At 63.4% G+C, this 15,341-nt stretch carries 16 protein-coding genes; 3 read left to right on the forward strand and 13 right to left on the reverse strand.

Annotation, left to right across the window (positions count from 1 at the left end; genetic code table 11):
* Nucleotides 1–76: 76 nt before the first annotated feature.
* Genes fabI through fabA form a run of 3 tightly spaced genes read right to left on the reverse strand, consistent with a single transcriptional unit; the run spans nucleotide 77 to nucleotide 2,725 of the window.
* Nucleotides 77–889: an enoyl-ACP reductase FabI gene (gene fabI, locus LB568_RS25800; protein WP_023766969.1), complete on the reverse strand. Its 813-nt coding sequence runs from the start codon at nucleotides 887–889 to the stop codon at nucleotides 77–79.
* Nucleotides 890–939: 50 nt separating this feature from the next.
* Nucleotides 940–2,160: a beta-ketoacyl-ACP synthase I gene (gene fabB, locus LB568_RS25805; RefSeq protein WP_023766968.1), complete on the reverse strand. Its 1,221-nt coding sequence runs from the start codon at nucleotides 2,158–2,160 to the stop codon at nucleotides 940–942.
* A gap of 49 nt (nucleotides 2,161–2,209) precedes the next feature.
* Nucleotides 2,210–2,725: a 3-hydroxyacyl-[acyl-carrier-protein] dehydratase FabA gene (gene fabA, locus LB568_RS25810; RefSeq protein ID WP_013891258.1), complete on the reverse strand. Its 516-nt coding sequence runs from the start codon at nucleotides 2,723–2,725 to the stop codon at nucleotides 2,210–2,212.
* Nucleotides 2,726–2,966: 241 nt separating this feature from the next.
* On the opposite strand from fabA, the gene irrA reads away from it, so the two are divergent.
* A complete protein-coding gene (gene irrA, locus LB568_RS25815) occupies nucleotides 2,967–3,434 on the forward strand; it encodes an iron response transcriptional regulator IrrA (RefSeq protein WP_013891257.1) in 468 nt (155 codons plus the stop codon).
* Nucleotides 3,435–3,456: 22 nt separating this feature from the next.
* Complete coding sequence (locus tag LB568_RS25820) at nucleotides 3,457–3,837, forward strand: DUF4260 domain-containing protein (protein ID WP_224731593.1); 381 nt, start codon at nucleotides 3,457–3,459, stop codon at nucleotides 3,835–3,837.
* Here the strand turns inward: LB568_RS25820 and LB568_RS25825 are convergent.
* Nucleotides 3,827–4,387, reverse strand: coding sequence for an SH3 domain-containing protein (locus tag LB568_RS25825; protein ID WP_013891255.1), 561 nt, complete (start codon nucleotides 4,385–4,387; stop codon nucleotides 3,827–3,829). The two genes, LB568_RS25820 and LB568_RS25825, sit on opposite strands and share 11 nt — an antisense overlap.
* A gap of 148 nt (nucleotides 4,388–4,535) precedes the next feature.
* On the opposite strand from LB568_RS25825, the gene LB568_RS25830 reads away from it, so the two are divergent.
* Nucleotides 4,536–5,537, forward strand: a complete 1,002-nt coding sequence (locus tag LB568_RS25830; RefSeq protein ID WP_140570072.1) for a 2-hydroxyacid dehydrogenase — start codon at nucleotides 4,536–4,538, stop codon at nucleotides 5,535–5,537.
* Between the two features lie 19 nt (nucleotides 5,538–5,556).
* Here LB568_RS25830 and LB568_RS25835 read toward each other — a convergent pair whose 3' ends face one another.
* From LB568_RS25835 to LB568_RS25875, 9 genes are all read right to left on the reverse strand, one after another.
* A complete protein-coding gene (locus LB568_RS25835; protein WP_224731594.1) occupies nucleotides 5,557–6,045 on the reverse strand; it encodes a GNAT family N-acetyltransferase in 489 nt (162 codons plus the stop codon).
* Nucleotides 6,046–6,047: 2 nt separating this feature from the next.
* Entirely contained in the window at nucleotides 6,048–6,800 is a 753-nt protein-coding gene (locus tag LB568_RS25840; protein ID WP_224731595.1) for a molybdopterin-synthase adenylyltransferase MoeB, read from the reverse strand.
* A gap of 53 nt (nucleotides 6,801–6,853) precedes the next feature.
* Nucleotides 6,854–7,987, reverse strand: coding sequence for a DNA replication/repair protein RecF (recF, locus tag LB568_RS25845; protein ID WP_224731596.1), 1,134 nt, complete (start codon nucleotides 7,985–7,987; stop codon nucleotides 6,854–6,856).
* Between the two features lie 75 nt (nucleotides 7,988–8,062).
* A complete protein-coding gene (gene dnaN / locus LB568_RS25850; protein WP_224731597.1) occupies nucleotides 8,063–9,181 on the reverse strand; it encodes a DNA polymerase III subunit beta in 1,119 nt (372 codons plus the stop codon).
* A 305-nt stretch (nucleotides 9,182–9,486) separates the two neighbouring features.
* The gene (dnaA, locus tag LB568_RS25855; RefSeq protein WP_013891250.1) at nucleotides 9,487–11,031 is read right to left on the reverse strand and encodes a chromosomal replication initiator protein DnaA; all 1,545 of its coding nucleotides are present in this window, start codon (nucleotides 11,029–11,031) and stop codon (nucleotides 9,487–9,489) included.
* Nucleotides 11,032–11,887: 856 nt separating this feature from the next.
* Nucleotides 11,888–12,154 carry a 30S ribosomal protein S20 gene (gene rpsT, locus LB568_RS25860; protein WP_013897320.1) on the reverse strand — a complete coding sequence of 89 codons (267 nt, stop codon included), beginning with the start codon at nucleotides 12,152–12,154 and terminating at the stop codon, nucleotides 11,888–11,890.
* A 179-nt stretch (nucleotides 12,155–12,333) separates the two neighbouring features.
* Entirely contained in the window at nucleotides 12,334–13,107 is a 774-nt protein-coding gene (locus LB568_RS25865) for an enoyl-CoA hydratase (RefSeq protein ID WP_140570059.1), read from the reverse strand.
* A gap of 30 nt (nucleotides 13,108–13,137) precedes the next feature.
* On the reverse strand, nucleotides 13,138–14,043 hold the full coding sequence (mutM, locus tag LB568_RS25870) for a bifunctional DNA-formamidopyrimidine glycosylase/DNA-(apurinic or apyrimidinic site) lyase (RefSeq protein ID WP_224731598.1): 906 nt from the start codon (nucleotides 14,041–14,043) through the stop codon (nucleotides 13,138–13,140).
* A complete protein-coding gene (locus LB568_RS25875; protein ID WP_224731599.1) occupies nucleotides 14,036–15,307 on the reverse strand; it encodes a phosphopentomutase in 1,272 nt (423 codons plus the stop codon). The genes mutM and LB568_RS25875 overlap by 8 nt, the downstream gene beginning before the upstream one ends.
* Nucleotides 15,308–15,341 lie beyond the last annotated feature (34 nt).

The raw sequence follows: 15,341 nt of genomic DNA on the forward strand, positions 1-15,341 counted from the left end.
AATGCGTCCAATTTTACTGGAGAGCATCTTTTTTACTGAAAGGCACTTCGGACGCGGCTCAAGGCAAGACGACGCTTCAGTCGCGCGTGCCATCCGTCTGCTTCAACTCGTCGAGCGTCGGCATCGAGACGATGTGGTAGCCTGAATCGACATAGTGGATTTCGCCGGTGACGCCCGAGGAGAGGTCCGACAACAGATAAAGCGCCGAGCCGCCGACCTCGTCGATGGTCACCGTGCGGCGCAGCGGCGAGTTGCGCTGCTGGTAGGAGAACATGTGGCGGGCGTCCGAAATGCCGGCGCCGGCGAGCGTGCGCACCGGTCCCGCCGAGATGCCGTTCACCCGGATGCCGCGCGGGCCGTAATCATTGGCGAGGTAGCGCACGCTGGCCTCGAGTCCCGCCTTGGCGACACCCATGACATTATAGTTCGGCATGACGCGGACCGAGCCGGCATAGGTCAGCGTGATCATCGACCCGCCATCGTTCATCAACGCGGCCGCATGGCGGGCGATCTCGGTAAAGGAATAGCAGGAGATCACCATGGTGCGGACGAAGTTGTCGCGGCTGGTGTCCGCATAGAGACCCTTAAGCTCATTCTTGTCCGAAAAGCCGATGGCATGGACGACGAAGTCGAGCCCGCCCCATTCCTTGTTAAGCGTCTCGAACGTGGCGGCGACCGAAGCGCTGTCCTCGACATCGCAGGGGACGACAAGTGCGGCGCCGAGCTTGTCGGCAAGCGGTTTGACCCGGCGGCCGAAGGCCTCGCCCTGGTAGGTGAAGGCGAGTTCCGCGCCATGCTCGGACAGCTTCTTGGCAATGCCCCAGGCGATCGAATGATCGTTGGCGACGCCCATGACAAGCCCGCGCTTGCCCTTCATCAGTCCGTTCATGGCCGCCAAATCCTTTTTAAAATTGCTGGCCTTGTACAAAGACAATGGCCCTATGCGGAATAGCGCTGGAAAACGAGCGTCGCGTTGGTGCCACCGAAACCGAAGGAATTCGACAGAACGGTGTCGATCTTGGCATTGTCGATGCGCTTTCGCACGATCGGCATACCCTCGAATTCGGGATCGAGCGTCTCGATATGGGCGCTCTCGCCGATGAAGCCACCTTGCATCATAAGGATCGAATAGATGGATTCCTGCACACCGGCCGCGCCCAGCGAATGGCCGGTCAGCGATTTCGTCGAGGTGATGAACGGCATCTTCTCGCCGAAGACCTCGCGGATCGCGCCCATTTCCTTGGAATCGCCCACCGGCGTCGAGGTGCCATGGGTGTTGATGTAGTCGACCGGCGTGGAAACGGTCGACAGCGCCTGGCGCATGCAGCGGACGGCGCCTTCGCCTGACGGCGCGACCATGTCGTAACCGTCAGAGGTCGCGCCGTAGCCGACGATTTCGGCGTAGATCTTGGCGCCGCGTGCCTTGGCGTGCTCCAGCTCTTCCAGCACCAGCACGCCGGCGCCGCCGGCAATGACGAAGCCATCGCGATTGACGTCATAAGCGCGCGAGGCGGTCGATGCCTTGTCGTTGAACTTGGACGACATGGCGCCCATGGCGTCGAACAGGTCCGACATCGTCCAGTCGAGATCCTCATGGCCGCCGGCAAAGACCATGTCCTGCTTGCCCCACTGGATCAGTTCGTAGCCATTGCCGATGCAATGCGCCGAGGTCGAGCAGGCCGACGAGATCGAATAGTTGACGCCGTGGATCTTGAACCAGGTGGCCAGGGTGGCCGACGCGGTCGACGACATCGCTTTCGGCACCGCGAACGGGCCGATGCGCTTGGGACTGCCGTTCTTGAGCGTTGTTTCGGCCGCCTCGACGATGGTGCGGGTGGAAGGCCCGCCCGAGCCCATGACAATGCCGGTGCGTTCATTGGTGACGTCGTCCTCGCCGAGTCCCGCATCCGCGATCGCCTGGTCCATGGCGACGTGGTTCCAGGCCGCGCCCTGCGACAGGAAGCGCATCGCGCGGCGGTCGATCATGGCGGACGGATCGAGCGTCGGCGCTCCCCAGACCTGGCAGCGGAAGCCGTGCTCGGCGAAGGAATCGGAGAAGCTGATGCCGGATCTGGCGTCATGCAGCGAGGTCTGCACCTCGTTGGCATTGTTTCCGATCGACGACACGATGCCGATGCCTGTGACTACGACACGTCTCATTCGCAACTCCTTCCAGGGATGCTGGCCAGTGGATCGGCCAGGGCTGCGGTCAAGCGACCGCCGACTGCTTCGACAGACCGACTTTCAGGTCCGTCGCCGCATATATGGGCTCGCCATCCGCCTTCATCCAGCCATCGGCGATGCCCAGGACCAGCCTGCCGCGCATCACGCGCTTGAAATCGACGCCATATTCGACCTTCTTCACCGATGGGGTGACCATGCCCTTGAACTTGACCTCACCGGTCGACAGCGCCATTCCCTTGCCGGGTTCGCCGAGCCAGCCGAGGTAGAAGCCGGTCAACTGCCACAGGGCGTCGAGGCCGAGGCATCCAGGCATGATCGGATTGCCGATGAAGTGGCAGGCGAAGAACCAAAGATCCGGCTTGATGTCGAATTCCGCGCGGATGAAACCCTTGTCGAAGGCACCGCCCGTTTCACTGATCTCGGTGATGCGGTCGAACATCAGCATGGGCGGGTAGGGCAGCTGGGCATTGCCCTCTCCGAACAGCTCGCCGCGGGCGCAGGCCAGCAATTCGTCGTAGTCGTAGCTGGGTTTACCCGCCATCAATCTCATCCCCATTCGTCCGGGCGGTAACGCGCCCTTGTCGTCGGTGTCCTAACACAATCTGTTTCAGGCCGGAAACCGGCGTTTGCGCTTAACCCGCCAGTCTGCCCGGGTCAATGCGCGCTATTGATCGCATTCCGGCGACAGAATATATGTCAACAGGGGTCCGGTTTCGGCAGACATTCATTTTTTTGCCATTCTGGGCGTGTCTTGAAGCGGGACTGTGAGCTTGGAAGACCAGATGGACCGGGGCTGCCGGAAGGAAAATGTCGCTGTGGACAAGCGGGTACGTGAAGCCGGCCTGAGGCCGACGCGTCAGCGCATCGCGCTGGCCGACCTGCTCTTCGCCAAGGGCGACCGCCATTTGTCGGCCGAGGAACTGCATGAGGAGGCGCTGGCCGCCGGCGTGCCGGTGTCGCTGGCCACCGTCTACAACGCGCTTCACCAGTTTACCCAGGCGGGGCTGCTGCGCATCCTCGCCGTCGAGGGCGCGAAAACCTATTTCGACACCAACACTTCCGACCACCATCATTTCTACATCGAGGGTGAAAACCGGATTTTCGACATCGCCAACGGCCCGGTGACGGTCACCAACCTGCCTGACCCGCCCGAGGGCATGGAAATCGCCAATGTCGATATCGTGGTGAGGCTGCGTCCCAAGCGCCAGGAATCACCGGCCGGCCCAGAACAGTCGGCGAAGCCAGAATAATCCGCTTGGCCGGACAATCGGGATGAAACCCATCGACCTGATAATCCGGCTCGAATGGGTCGTCGTGGCGGTGGCCGCTATTGTCTTCTACGCTTCGTCGGGCATTTCCTGGTGGCTCTTTGCCGTGCTTATCTTGGCGCCGGATCTGTCGATGCTCGGCTACCTCGGTGGGCCGCGCCTTGGCGCGATAGCTTACAACGCCTTGCATATGCTGATCGCACCGGTGCTTCTGCTGCTCGCCGGCCACCTGCTAGGCAATGCGGCCGCTATCACGGTCGCGCTGATCTGGATCGCCCACATCGCCATCGACCGTTCCTTGGGCTACGGCCTCAAGCTGTCGACCGGCTTTCAGGATACTCATCTCGGCCGCATCGGGCGCAAACCGGGGGCGTTCAGTCCTTGACCCGCTCGCCGGGATAGGCGCCCCACACCGTCGACTGGGCGAGCCAGCCGGTGTGGCCGCCGAGCGTCATTTCGCACCACTGGCCGTCGCAGGACTTGATCATGCCCATGACGCCCGGCTCGACGATCGCTATCACCCTGGCGTCCTTGTCCGGGCTGTTCAGAAGGTTGATCTGGGCACCCTTGCCGCGCTGCCAGGGCGCAATGATCGCGGTGCGCCGGCCTGAAAGCAGCGACTGGTTGATCCAACCTTCCGAACCGTCGGCATCACGCACGCGGCGCCACGTATCGAATTCCTGGATGATCTCCATCGGCAGGCCGGCCTTCATATACATCCAGTCGACCGAGTAATTGGCCCCCGGGCCGACGCGCGAGTTGACGCGTCCGGATTTCAGGCTGACGAATCGCGGCAGCGGCAGGCCGCTCGGCCCCAGCGTGACGGCGCCCTGGGCAGGTGCGGCCGCGCCCTGCGCCGCCGCGAGCGGAGAATAGAGGAGAGTGCCGAGAAATGCTGCGCTGAGGACCAGGCGAAGCGACGCGAAACCAGACACTTTCGTTCCTTTCGGCGCCGGCCTGATGGCTGCTGCGCCCCTTTTTCTTTGTCTTCGGCGGCACCGCTTGTTACATGGGTAAATCGGCTACCGCGACCGGCTTTCAGTTTCGCCGGTCTTGGTTAAAGAGGTCTCAACGAGGGAAACAATGGCAGGCAAAAAGAAGCCTCTCGTGGTCATCACGCGAAAGCTGCCCGACCCGGTCGAGACCCGCATGCGCGAACTGTTCGACGCGAGGCTGAATGTCGAGGACAGGCCGATGACGCAGCCGGAGCTGGTTGCCGCAGTCAAGGAAGCCGACGTTCTGGTGCCGACCGTGACCGACCAGATCGACGCCGCACTGATCGCCCAGGCCGGCGACAACCTCAAACTGATCGCCAATTTCGGCAATGGCGTCGACAAGATCGACGTGGCGGCGGCTGCCAAGAAGGGCATCACCGTCACCAACACGCCCAACGTACTCACCGAAGATACCGCCGACATGACCATGGCGCTGATGCTGGCGGTGCCGCGCCGGCTGGCGGAAGGCGCCAACGTGCTCACCGGCGACAGGAAATGGGCCGGCTGGTCGCCGACCTGGATGCTTGGCCGGCGCATCTGGGGCAAGCGGCTGGGCATCGTCGGCATGGGCCGCATCGGCACGGCCGTGGCGAGGCGGGCCAAGGCTTTCGGCCTTTCCATCCACTATCACAATCGCCATCGCGTGCTGCCGGCCGTCGAGGACGGGCTGGAGGCGACCTACTGGGAGAGCCTCGACCAGATGCTGGCCCGCATGGACATCATCTCGGTCAATTGTCCGTCGACGCCAGCCACCTTCCATCTCCTGTCGGCGCGGCGGCTGGCCTTGCTGCAGCCGACGGCCTACATCGTCAACACCGCGCGCGGCGACATCATCGATGAGGAAGCGCTGGTCAAGCTGATCCAGGACGGCAAGATCGCCGGCGCCGGCCTCGACGTCTACGAGCACGAGCCGGCGCTCAACGGCAAGCTGCTCAAGCTTGCCGCCAGGAACAAGGTCGTGCTGTTGCCGCATATGGGCTCGGCGACGCTGGAGGGCCGTATCGACATGGGCGAGAAGGTCATCATCAACATTCGGGCCTTCGTCGATGGCCATCGACCGCCGGATCGCGTGCTGCCGCTCCGAACCTGACGGCAAATGAAGCTAGTTCTTACGAAAGGGCCTTGCGCATGGTGATCGAGGTCGGCCTGCTGTAGCCCTCATGCGCCGTCCGTTCGGTCTCGTGAAAGCCGAGGCGGGCAAAGGCGGCGTGATTGGCGGTGAGCTCGATCCGCGTCTGGAGCTCCAGCGCCGCCTTGCCGCGGTCGAGCGCAAGAATTTCGACCGCCCGCATCAGCTGCCGGCCGATGCCTTGTCCTTGGCAGTCCGGCTCGACGGCGAGCTTGCCGACATAGAAGTCGTCAGCCCTTTCGATGGCAAAGACGCAGCCGACGATCCTGTCGCCGTCGAGAGCCACGAAGCCGCTCTCCAGGCGGGCCTTGTCGCGCAGGGAATCGACGGTGAGCCGGTGAGCCGATGACGGCGGATCGATGACGCCGTCCATGAAGGCGAAGGCGCGCATGATGAGTGCGAGCACATCATCCCAGCGGCCGAAGTCCGCCGGGATTCGCGTAATCGAGGGCGCCGCGATCCGCGCCAAGGTCAACTTCTCTTGTAGCGGATCGTTTCGAAGCGCGCGGCGAGTGCATCGTAGAGCAGCAGCCGGCCGACCAGCGGCTCGCCGATGCCGGTGATCAACTTGATCGCCTCCATCGCCTGCAGCGTGCCGACGACGCCGGTCAACGCGCCAAGCACCCCGGCTTCGGCGCAGGACGGCACCAGGCCCGGCGGCGGGGCTTCCGGGAACAGGTCGCGATAGCCGGGGTTCGGCTTGCCATCCTTGCCGTCCTCGAAAGGCTTCAGCACGGTCACCGAGCCGTCGAAACGACCGACGGCGGCATGCACCAAGGGCTTGCGCTCGCTCGCGCAGGCGTCGGCCACCACGTAGCGGGTCTCGAAATTGTCGGAACCGTCGACGACCATGTCATAGCGAGCGACCAGCGCAGGGGCGTTGTCCGCGGTCAGCCGGAATGTGTGCGTCTCGACGTTGGTGTTGGGATTGATGCGGGCGATTGCGGCCTCGGCGCTATGGGTTTTCAGCAGGCCGACAGTATCGGTGCCGTGAATGACCTGACGCTGCAGGTTGGAGAGCGACACGGTGTCGTCGTCGACGATGCCGAGCGTACCGACGCCGGCTGCCGCGAGATATTCAAGCACCGGCGCGCCCAGCCCGCCGGCGCCGATCACCAGCACGCGTGCCTGCTTCAGCTTCTGCTGGCCCGCGCCGCCGACCTCCGGCAGTACGATGTGGCGGGCGTAGCGTTCGATCTCGTCGGCGGTGAGCGCGGTGGTCATATCAGGACCATATAGCGGCCGAAAAATCTTGACGACATCCATGCAACAAAAATCTAGACGGTTGGCCCAACCATGCCATGGTCGACCGTCAGGAACTGCGCGCGGCCCTGCAGGCTGGAAAACAGCGCCGCATCGGTTCCCGTCATGAAAGCCTGGCAGTTCAACTCCTCGAGGATCGAAAACAGTGCCGCCCGCCGTCCGCCGTCGAGATGTGCCGCGATCTCGTCGAGCAGCAGTATCGGTGTCATCCCGGACATCTCGCCGGTCAGCCGCGCATGCGACAGAACGATGCCGACCAGCAATGCCTTCTGCTCGCCGGTCGAGCAGATCTCGGCCGGCATCGCCTTGGTGCGATGCCGGACCAAGAGATCCGAGCGGTGCGGACCCTCCAGCGTACGCCCGGCGGCGCGGTCGCGGTCACGGCCATCGGCAAGCGCCCGCCGGAACCGCTCCTCGACATCGACCGCCGGCGTGCCGGAGATCTCGGCTTCCAGATCGCCTGCAAGGCCGATATCGGCCTGCGGGAATGGCCCGCTGTCGGGCAGCCTGTCGATCATGGCGGCCAACAGACGCACCAGCTCGGCGCGTGCCGCGGCGATGGCGACCCCGGTCTCGGCCATCTGTATCTCGATCGCCTCGAACCAGCGGTCGTCCCGCGAATTTTCGGTAAGCAGGCGGTTACGGCCCCGCATCGCCTTCTCGTAATCCAGGGCGCGCTGGCCGTGACCGGGATCGATCGCCAGCACCAATCGGTCGAGAAACCGCCGGCGATCCGCGGCCGGCCCGGTGAACAACGTATCCATGGCCGGTGTCAGCCACACGACGCGCAGCCATTCCAGCATGTCCTCGGCCGACCGTGCGGTGACGCCGTTGATACGCACCCGCCTGCCGCCCTCGCTGTCACCGCCGGAAACGCCGGTGCCGATCTCGACCTGGCCGTCGGGCCCGTCGAGCCTTGCGTGCAGTGCAAAGCCGCCGTCGCCGCCCGCGCGCGCGACATCGGCGTAGGGAGCGCGGCGCAGGCCACGCCCGGGCGTCAGAAAGGAAATTGCTTCGAGGAGATTGGTCTTGCCGGCACCGTTGTCGCCGGAAAAGACCACCGCGCCTGGCGCGAGATCGATCGCCAGCGCCGCATAATTGCGGAAATTAGTAAGTGTTAGCTTACTTATGTGGGTTTGTCCTGGCAACCGCTATCCGCCTATAGAAGTCGCCGCAACATAGCTTTCGCTGCCGGCCGTGCCGCGAGGCAACCGCCGCGCGGGCTATACCCGCATCGGCATCAGCACGTAAAGCGCGGTCTCGTCGGCCATGTCGTGGATCAGCGTCGGCGAACCGGCATCGGCCAGCATGAATTTCGCTTCCGTGCCAGTCAGCTGCGCGGCGACATCGAGCAGATACTTGGCATTGAAGCCGATCTCGATCGGGTCCGACGAATAGTCCGCCGCCAGTTCTTCCGTGGCGCTGCCTGAATCCGGGTTGTTGACCGCGAGCGTCACCTGGCCTTCGCTGATCGAAAGCTTCACCGCGCGGCCGCGTTCGGAGGAAATGGTCGAGACGCGGTCGACCGCGGCAGCAAAGCTCTGGCGGTCGAGGATCAGCTTCTTGTCGTTGCCGGTCGGAATGACCCGCTGATAATCCGGGAAGGTGCCGTCGATCAGCTTCGAGGTCAGCACGACGCTGCCGATGGTGAAGCGGATCTTGGTGTCCGACAGTTCGGTGGTCACGGCGACATCCGGATCGTCGACCAGCTTCTGCAGCTCGCTCACCGTCTTGCGCGGAATGATGATGCCCGGCATGCCCTCGGAGCCAGCCGGCGCGTCGATCTCGGCGCGTGCCAGGCGGTGGCCGTCGGTCGCCACCGAGCGCAGCTTCAGCTTGCCGCCGACCTCATGCGTGTGCAGGTAGATGCCGTTGAGATAGTAGCGCGTCTCTTCGGTGGAAATGGCGAACTGCGTCTTCTCGATCAGGCCCTTCAGGGCAACCGAATCGAGGCGGAAGATATGCGAGAAGGATCCGGCCGATAGCTCGGGAAAATCGGATTGCGGCAGGCACTGCAGGCGGAAGCTCGAGCGGCCGGACGTCACCGTCATGGCGTTGCCGTCCTCATCCGTCTTCAGCATCACCTCCGCGCCGTCGGAAAGCTTGCGCACGATATCGTAGAGCAGGTGCGCCGGAACCGTCGTCGCCCCGCCGCGCTCGACCTTGGCCGGCGTCGCTTCCGTCACCTCCAGGTCAAGGTCGGTGGCCTTCATTTCGAGGCTTGCGCCGTCGGCGCTGAGCAGCACGTTGGACAGGATCGGTATGGTGTTGCGCCGTTCGACCACACGGTGGACGTGGTTGAGCGACTTCAGGAGATTGGACCGTTCCAGGATAACACGCATGACGAAACAGGCTCGCTTGAAAGGATGAGCGGGTCTCCGGCTGGCGGCGCCCCGCGAAAGGTCTGAACAGGCTCAGAATCTGCGTAAACTGACAGGAAAAAGCCAGTAAACGCAAGCCCGCGCGACCGGTTCGGGCCGGCCGTGCGGCCTTTCTGGGGATAAAGGGTACGAAGACCGCCAGCCGCTGGGCAGAATCGGGAATCCGGATCGTCTCCAGGCAATGCCGCGAGCCCGTTCCGGGCCCATGGCATTGTAAGCAAGTCATTGAATTCCAGCGCGGTTCTGGCTTGCCTGTCCCGGATCGGTCAGGCCTGGTCGTTGATCAGGCGCCGCAGCAGCTCGAGTTCCTGCGCCAGCGTGTTGTCGTTGCCGGACAGATCCTCGATCTTGCGCACGGCGTGCAGCACCGTGGTGTGGTCGCGGCCGCCGAAACGCCGTCCGATTTCGGGCAGCGAACGCGGCGTCATCACCTTTGACAGGTACATGGCGACCTGCCGCGGCTTGACGATGGTGCGCGTGCGCCGGTTGGACAGCAATTCCGTCTTCGACACGTTGTAGTGGCGTGCCACGATGCGCTGGATGTCCTCGATCCGGACCCGCTTCGGTTCGCCGGTGCGATAGATGTGGCCGAGGATCTCGTCGATGCGGTCGATGGTGATCTGCGGCTCGAACGACTGACGGAACAGCAGCTGATTGAAGGCGCCTTCCAGTTCGCGGCCGCTGCCGGTCACGGTGCGGGCGACGTGGTTGAGGATTTCCTCCGAGATGTCGAGCGATGCGTCGTCGACCCTGGCGGTGGCCAGGCGCAGTTTGAGCATGCCGAGGCGCATGGCGAAATCGGGCGCCGACATTTCGAGCGCGACGCCGCCGTTGAGACGCGAGCGCACTCGCGGTTCGAGCGATTCCAGTTCCGACGGTGGCCGGTCGGCGGCAACGACCACTTGCTTGGCGCTGTCGAGCAGCATGTTGATCAGATGGCAGAATTCGTGCTGGATCGACTTGCCCTGCAGGAACTGCATGTCGTCGATGATCAAGAGATCGATGTCGCGCAACTGTTCCTTGAGCGTCAGTGCATTGTTGTCACGGATCGCGGTGGCAAAGCGCCACATGAAATACTCGGCCGTCAAATAGACGACGCGTGATTTGGGGTTCTGCTTCAGGGATTCCGCGGCGATTGCTTGCAGCAGATGGGTTTTGCCGAGCCCGACGGTCGCGTGCAGGAAAAGCGGATTGAAGCGCACCGCGCTCGATTGCGATTCCGCCACGGCCTTGGCGGCGGCGAAGGCCACCCGGTTCGACGGCCCCTCGATGAACGAGCCGAACGTGTAGCGCGGGTCAAGCGGCGATCCCAGCACATTGTGGCGGAATTCGCTCTCGATCGCGGCGCCGGGGCGCGGCACCGGGGATCGCTCGATCCTGCCAGGGCTCACGGTGCCGGCGGCCAGCGCCGTCTGCGTCTGCCGCGTCATCTTGCGCACTGGCGCCAGTTCCGGCTCGGCATGGCTGCGTCCCTGGCGGGTGGCTGTGCGCACGATGATTTCGATCTTGAGGAGATCGGCATCTTCCTGCTTCCACAGTTCGGAGATCAGGTCGAGATAATGGCCGTTGATCCAGGAGCGCAGGAACGCGGTGGGCACCGAGATGCGGACAATGCCCTTGGAGGCCTCCGCGACCTTCATGCGGCCGAACCAGCTCGAATAGACCTCGGCTCCCAGACGCGCCTTCAACTGGGCCTTGACCCGGTCGAACTTCTGTTCCGCGTCGCTGGAGACCGCCATGCCGTTTGCTCCAATCAAAGTTCCTGGAAATGGAAGGTCGCCCGTAAGCTCCCTTTCGACGCCGCTCTGCATGATCGAGTTCCTTGTCTTTTTGTACCTGTTTTCCGCCGGGAATGCGCCTCCTGCATCCGTGATCCGGCGACCTAAGTCTTTGCTACGATGCCCGCTGCCGCCGCCGGCAGATGAACGTCGCCCATTACCGGGGGGACCGGTGCCGGCCTTGAAAGCCAGTCCGCGTTGGGTATGTCAGGGCAATACAACACCGCCCGGCGAAAAGAGCGCCGGCGCGCCGTCTACCTGCCATGTCTTGTTACGCCAGTCCCCTACCGTATCAAAAAAAGACAAACCAAACCCGTTCGCGGACTTGATCCGCGTTGCAAATCCCGCCAATTTGCGCTGGCCGATTCGGGCTGGGTTAAGGGCCAATGGCCCGTCCCTTTTTGATGAACCGACATTACCGAAATCGCTGTGGATAGGGCAAGGCCACCTCTAACGGATTTTTAAGGAATCTGGTTAGCGCCGGCAGGTTGGTGCTCTATGGCGTAGTGGTATATTTTGACAAAGCCATTGTGATTCAAACCCTTTTCCGGCGAATATGAAAAAGCCGGGCCGGCGCGAAATTTTCTGAAATAATTCTCTTGACAGCCAGTTGTCCTCCCGTCGCCCCGACGCGCTGTGGACAAGTTGTGGATGACCATCAATAACTGGTTGAAAAATAAGGGCTATTTCTGAGGGGTGAGAATTTTTTAGGCGACGCTTTTCAAGCATGTCGACCTTCAACGGGCATGCATGTGCCGGCAAAACACTTTGAACCGTGCAATCCGTTCTTGACGCTGCTTGCGGGCATTCTTTTTAAGTACTTGCCGGCAAACGAAAAAACCCGGCGCGATCGGCCGGGTTCAAAGAAGATCAGCCTTGGAAGGCGATATCAGGCCGACAGCACCTTGAGGCGCTGAGCCAGACGCGACACTTTGCGCGACGCGGTGTTCTTGTGGATGATGCCCTTGGTCGCGGCGCGCATCAATTCCGGCTCGGCGGCCTTGAAAGCGGCCTGCGCGGCGGCCTTGTCGCCGGAAGCGAGTGCCTCCTCGACCTGGCGGACGTAGGTGCGGACGCGCGAGCGGCGGTTCTTGTTGATCTCCGCACGGCGGGCGATCTTGCGCGTTGCCTTTTTGGCCGAGGATGTGTTGGCCATGATGCCTCTCTTCTGATCTGGTCGGCGCACGCGGCATGCCGCAGGGCGCAAAAAACAAACGGGCAGCCACGGGGCCGCCTCGGTTGGTGCGGCTTATAGTTCAGCTTTTCCGGCGCGTCAACGCTGCCTGGCGTTCTTTTTGGCCGATGCCGTGGGGTTTCGGTCGCGGCCGGCGAAGCTCACCGGTTGGTGAAATTCGGCTTCCGCTTTTCGGCGAAGGCCGCCATGCCTTCCTTCTGGTCTTCGAGCGCGAAAAGCGAGTGGAACAGGCGGCGTTCGAACCGCAATCCCTCCGCCAGCGTCGTCTCGTAGGCGCGGTTGACGGCTTCCTTCGCCATCATCACCGACGGCAAGGAGAAATCGGCGATCTTGGCCGCCGCCTTGACGGCCTCCTCGACAAGCTCGCCGGCAGGCACCACCCGCGACACCAGGCCGGAGCGCTCGGCTTCCGCGGCGTCCATCATTCGTCCGGTCAGGCACATGTCCATGGCCTTCGATTTGCCGACGAACCGGGTCAGTCGTTGCGACCCGCCCATGCCAGGAATGACGCCAAGCGTGATTTCGGGCTGGCCGAATTTGGCCGTATCGGCGGCGATGATGAAATCGCACATCATCGCCAGTTCGCACCCGCCTCCCAGGGCATAGCCGGCCACCGCCGCGATGACAGGTTTTCTGACACGCGTGAACTCCTCCCAACCGGCGAAGAAGTCCTGGCTGTAGGCGTCCACATAGGAGATGGCCTGCATCTCCTTGATGTCGGCACCGGCGGCAAAGGCCTTGTCGGAACCGGTAACGACCATGGCGCCGATGCCGGGATCGGCGCCGAAAGCGTTCACCGCCACGACGAGTTCAGCGAGGATCTGGGAATTCAGCGCGTTGAGCGCCTTTGGCCGGTTCAGCGTGATCAGCCCGACCTTGCCGCGCGTCTCGGTGATGATCGTTTCATAGGCCATGGCTGCGCTCCTCGCTTGATCCGGTCTAACTCAGCTCTGACACGTCCGGCAATAGAAGGTCGAGCGCCCGCTCTGGACGACGCGTTCGACGTGGCCGCCGCAGCCGGGTTTCGCGCAAGGCTCACCCTCCCGGTCGTAGACGGCGAAGGAATGCTGGAAGTAGCCCAGCGATCCGTCCGCGTGCATATAGTCGCGCAGCGAAGATCCGCCAGCGGCGATGGCATCCGATATGACAGAGCGGATCGCCTCGGCGAGGCGTTCGCTCTGTTCCCTGGCCTTCTTGCCCGGTCTGGCGATGGTGCCTGTTTCGCGCAGCGGCGACAGGCCGGCGCGCCACAACGCTTCCGACACATAAATATTGCCAAGCCCCGCGATCAGCCTCTGGTCGAGAAGCGCTGCCTTCAGCGGCGATCTGCGGCCCTTCAGCAACGAGGCGAGCAGCACGCCGTCCAGCGCGTTGCCCGTGGGCTCGACGCCCAGCCCGGCCAGCATCGGATGCGTCTCCGGCGATCCTTCCGCAAACAGCATGAAGCCGAAGCGGCGCGGATCGTTGAAGATCACGCGCGACCGGGCACCGGCCGCGGAGGCGACATGGAACACGACATGGTCGTGCACCGCGCTCTTCGACCGTTCGTGATGGAACGCGCCCAGAGTCCCGTTGTCGTCGGCCTCGTTGTCGTCATCGGCCTCGATGCGAAAGGAGCCCGACATGCCGAGATGGCAGATCAGCACCGGACCGTCCTGTACGTGCATGGTCAGATATTTGGCGCGGCGGCCGAGCGCGGTGATCGTCCTGCCGGTCAGCCGCTCCGAAAACCGTTCGGGAAAGGGAAACCGCAAATCCGGTCGTCGCGTCTCGACACGGACAAGGCGGGCGCCTTCCATAACCGGCTGCAACCCGCGCCGGACCGTTTCGACTTCGGGCAATTCAGGCATGGCCACCAATCATTGGGCCGCCAATCGCCGGGCCGCCAATCGCTGGATAGAAGGAAGTGCCATGACGGCCGTGCGCCAGTTCGAGATGTTCGGCCACGGTCTCGCCGATATCGGCGAATGTCGCACGCAGCCCGATGTCGCCACCCCCGAGGTCCGGCCCGATGCCGATTATCGGGACACGCTCACGCGTATGATCGGTTCCGCGCCAGGTCGGATCGTTGCCGTGATCGGCCGTCAGGATGAGCAGGTCGCCCTGCCTCAGCCTGGAGAATGCCTCCGGCAGCCGCCGGTCGAAGGCCTCGAGCGCGGCGGCATAGCCCGCCACATCGCGGCGATGGCCGAATTCGGTGTCGAAATCGACGAAATTGGCGAAAACGAGATCGCCGGCGCCGGCGTCGTCCATCGCGCCCAACGCCTTGTCGAACATAGCCATGTTGCCGGCGGCCTTGCGCACTTCCGAAATCCCGCGATGGGCGAAGATGTCACCGATCTTGCCGATGGCGATGACGCGGCTTCCCCGCGCCGTCAGGCGGTCGAGCAAGGTCGGCTCCGGCGGCGGCACGGCGTAGTCGTGGCGGTTATACGTTCGCGTGAAGGTGGCGGCGGTTTCGCCGACGAAAGGTCGGGCGATCACGCGTCCGATCCTCAATGGATCAACCAGCCGCCGCACCACCTGACAGAATTCATAAAGCCGCTCCAGGCCGAAATGAACCTCATGCGCGGCAACCTGCAGGACAGAATCGACGGATGTGTAACAGATCGGCTTGCCGGTGCGGATATGGTCCTCGCCGAACCGTTCGATGATCTCGGTGCCGGGCGCATGACAATTGCCGAGAATGCCTGGAACCTTGCCCTCGCGGATGATCGCCTCGGTCAGTTCCGCCGGAAACGCGGGAACCGTGTCGGGGAAGTAACCCCAGTCGAAGCCCACCGGCAGGCCCGCCATCTCCCAGTGGCCGGAAGGCGTGTCCTTGCCGCTCGAAACCTCTTGCGCCGCACCGTGGAAGGCATAGGCGAGCAGGTCCGTCCCGAAATGGGCAAAGCCCAATCCCGTCGCTGTCTCGGCCGCCTTGCCAAGCCCGAGCGATGCCATGTTGGGGACAAACAGCGGACCTTGACGAAGCCCCTCGCGGTCCGCGCGCCCTTCCGCGCAGGCTTCGGCGATGTGGGCGAGGGTATTGGCGCCGGCATCGCCATAGCGTTCGGCGTCGGTCGCGCCGCCGATGCCGAAGGAATCCAGGACAAAGAGGAAAGCACGCGCCATCGGATCATCGTTGCCAGTGTGAACGACCAGACAT

Source organism: Mesorhizobium sp. B263B2A, from assembly GCF_020165775.1.
In the GTDB taxonomy this organism is placed as follows: Bacteria; Pseudomonadota; Alphaproteobacteria; order Rhizobiales; family Rhizobiaceae; genus Mesorhizobium; species Mesorhizobium opportunistum.

Bases quoted from the DNA above. Each gene is read 5' to 3' on its own strand.
- fabI (WP_023766969.1), bottom strand. From the start codon at position 889: ATGAACGGACTGATGAAGGGCAAGCGCGGGCTTGTCATGGGCGTCGCC.
- dnaN (WP_224731597.1), bottom strand. From the start codon at position 9,181: ATGCGTGTTATCCTGGAACGGTCCAATCTCCTGAAGTCGCTCAACCAC.
- irrA (WP_013891257.1), top strand. From the start codon at position 2,967: ATGGACCGGGGCTGCCGGAAGGAAAATGTCGCTGTGGACAAGCGGGTA.
- LB568_RS25830 (WP_140570072.1), top strand. From the start codon at position 4,536: ATGGCAGGCAAAAAGAAGCCTCTCGTGGTCATCACGCGAAAGCTGCCC.
- LB568_RS25840 (WP_224731595.1), bottom strand. From the start codon at position 6,800: ATGACCACCGCGCTCACCGCCGACGAGATCGAACGCTACGCCCGCCAC.
- dnaA (WP_013891250.1), bottom strand. From the start codon at position 11,031: ATGCAGAGCGGCGTCGAAAGGGAGCTTACGGGCGACCTTCCATTTCCA.
- LB568_RS25875 (WP_224731599.1), bottom strand. From the start codon at position 15,307: ATGGCGCGTGCTTTCCTCTTTGTCCTGGATTCCTTCGGCATCGGCGGC.
- rpsT (WP_013897320.1), bottom strand. From the start codon at position 12,154: ATGGCCAACACATCCTCGGCCAAAAAGGCAACGCGCAAGATCGCCCGC.
- fabB (WP_023766968.1), bottom strand. From the start codon at position 2,160: ATGAGACGTGTCGTAGTCACAGGCATCGGCATCGTGTCGTCGATCGGA.
- mutM (WP_224731598.1), bottom strand. From the start codon at position 14,043: ATGCCTGAATTGCCCGAAGTCGAAACGGTCCGGCGCGGGTTGCAGCCG.
- fabA (WP_013891258.1), bottom strand. From the start codon at position 2,725: ATGGCGGGTAAACCCAGCTACGACTACGACGAATTGCTGGCCTGCGCC.
- LB568_RS25865 (WP_140570059.1), bottom strand. From the start codon at position 13,107: ATGGCCTATGAAACGATCATCACCGAGACGCGCGGCAAGGTCGGGCTG.
- LB568_RS25820 (WP_224731593.1), top strand. From the start codon at position 3,457: ATGAAACCCATCGACCTGATAATCCGGCTCGAATGGGTCGTCGTGGCG.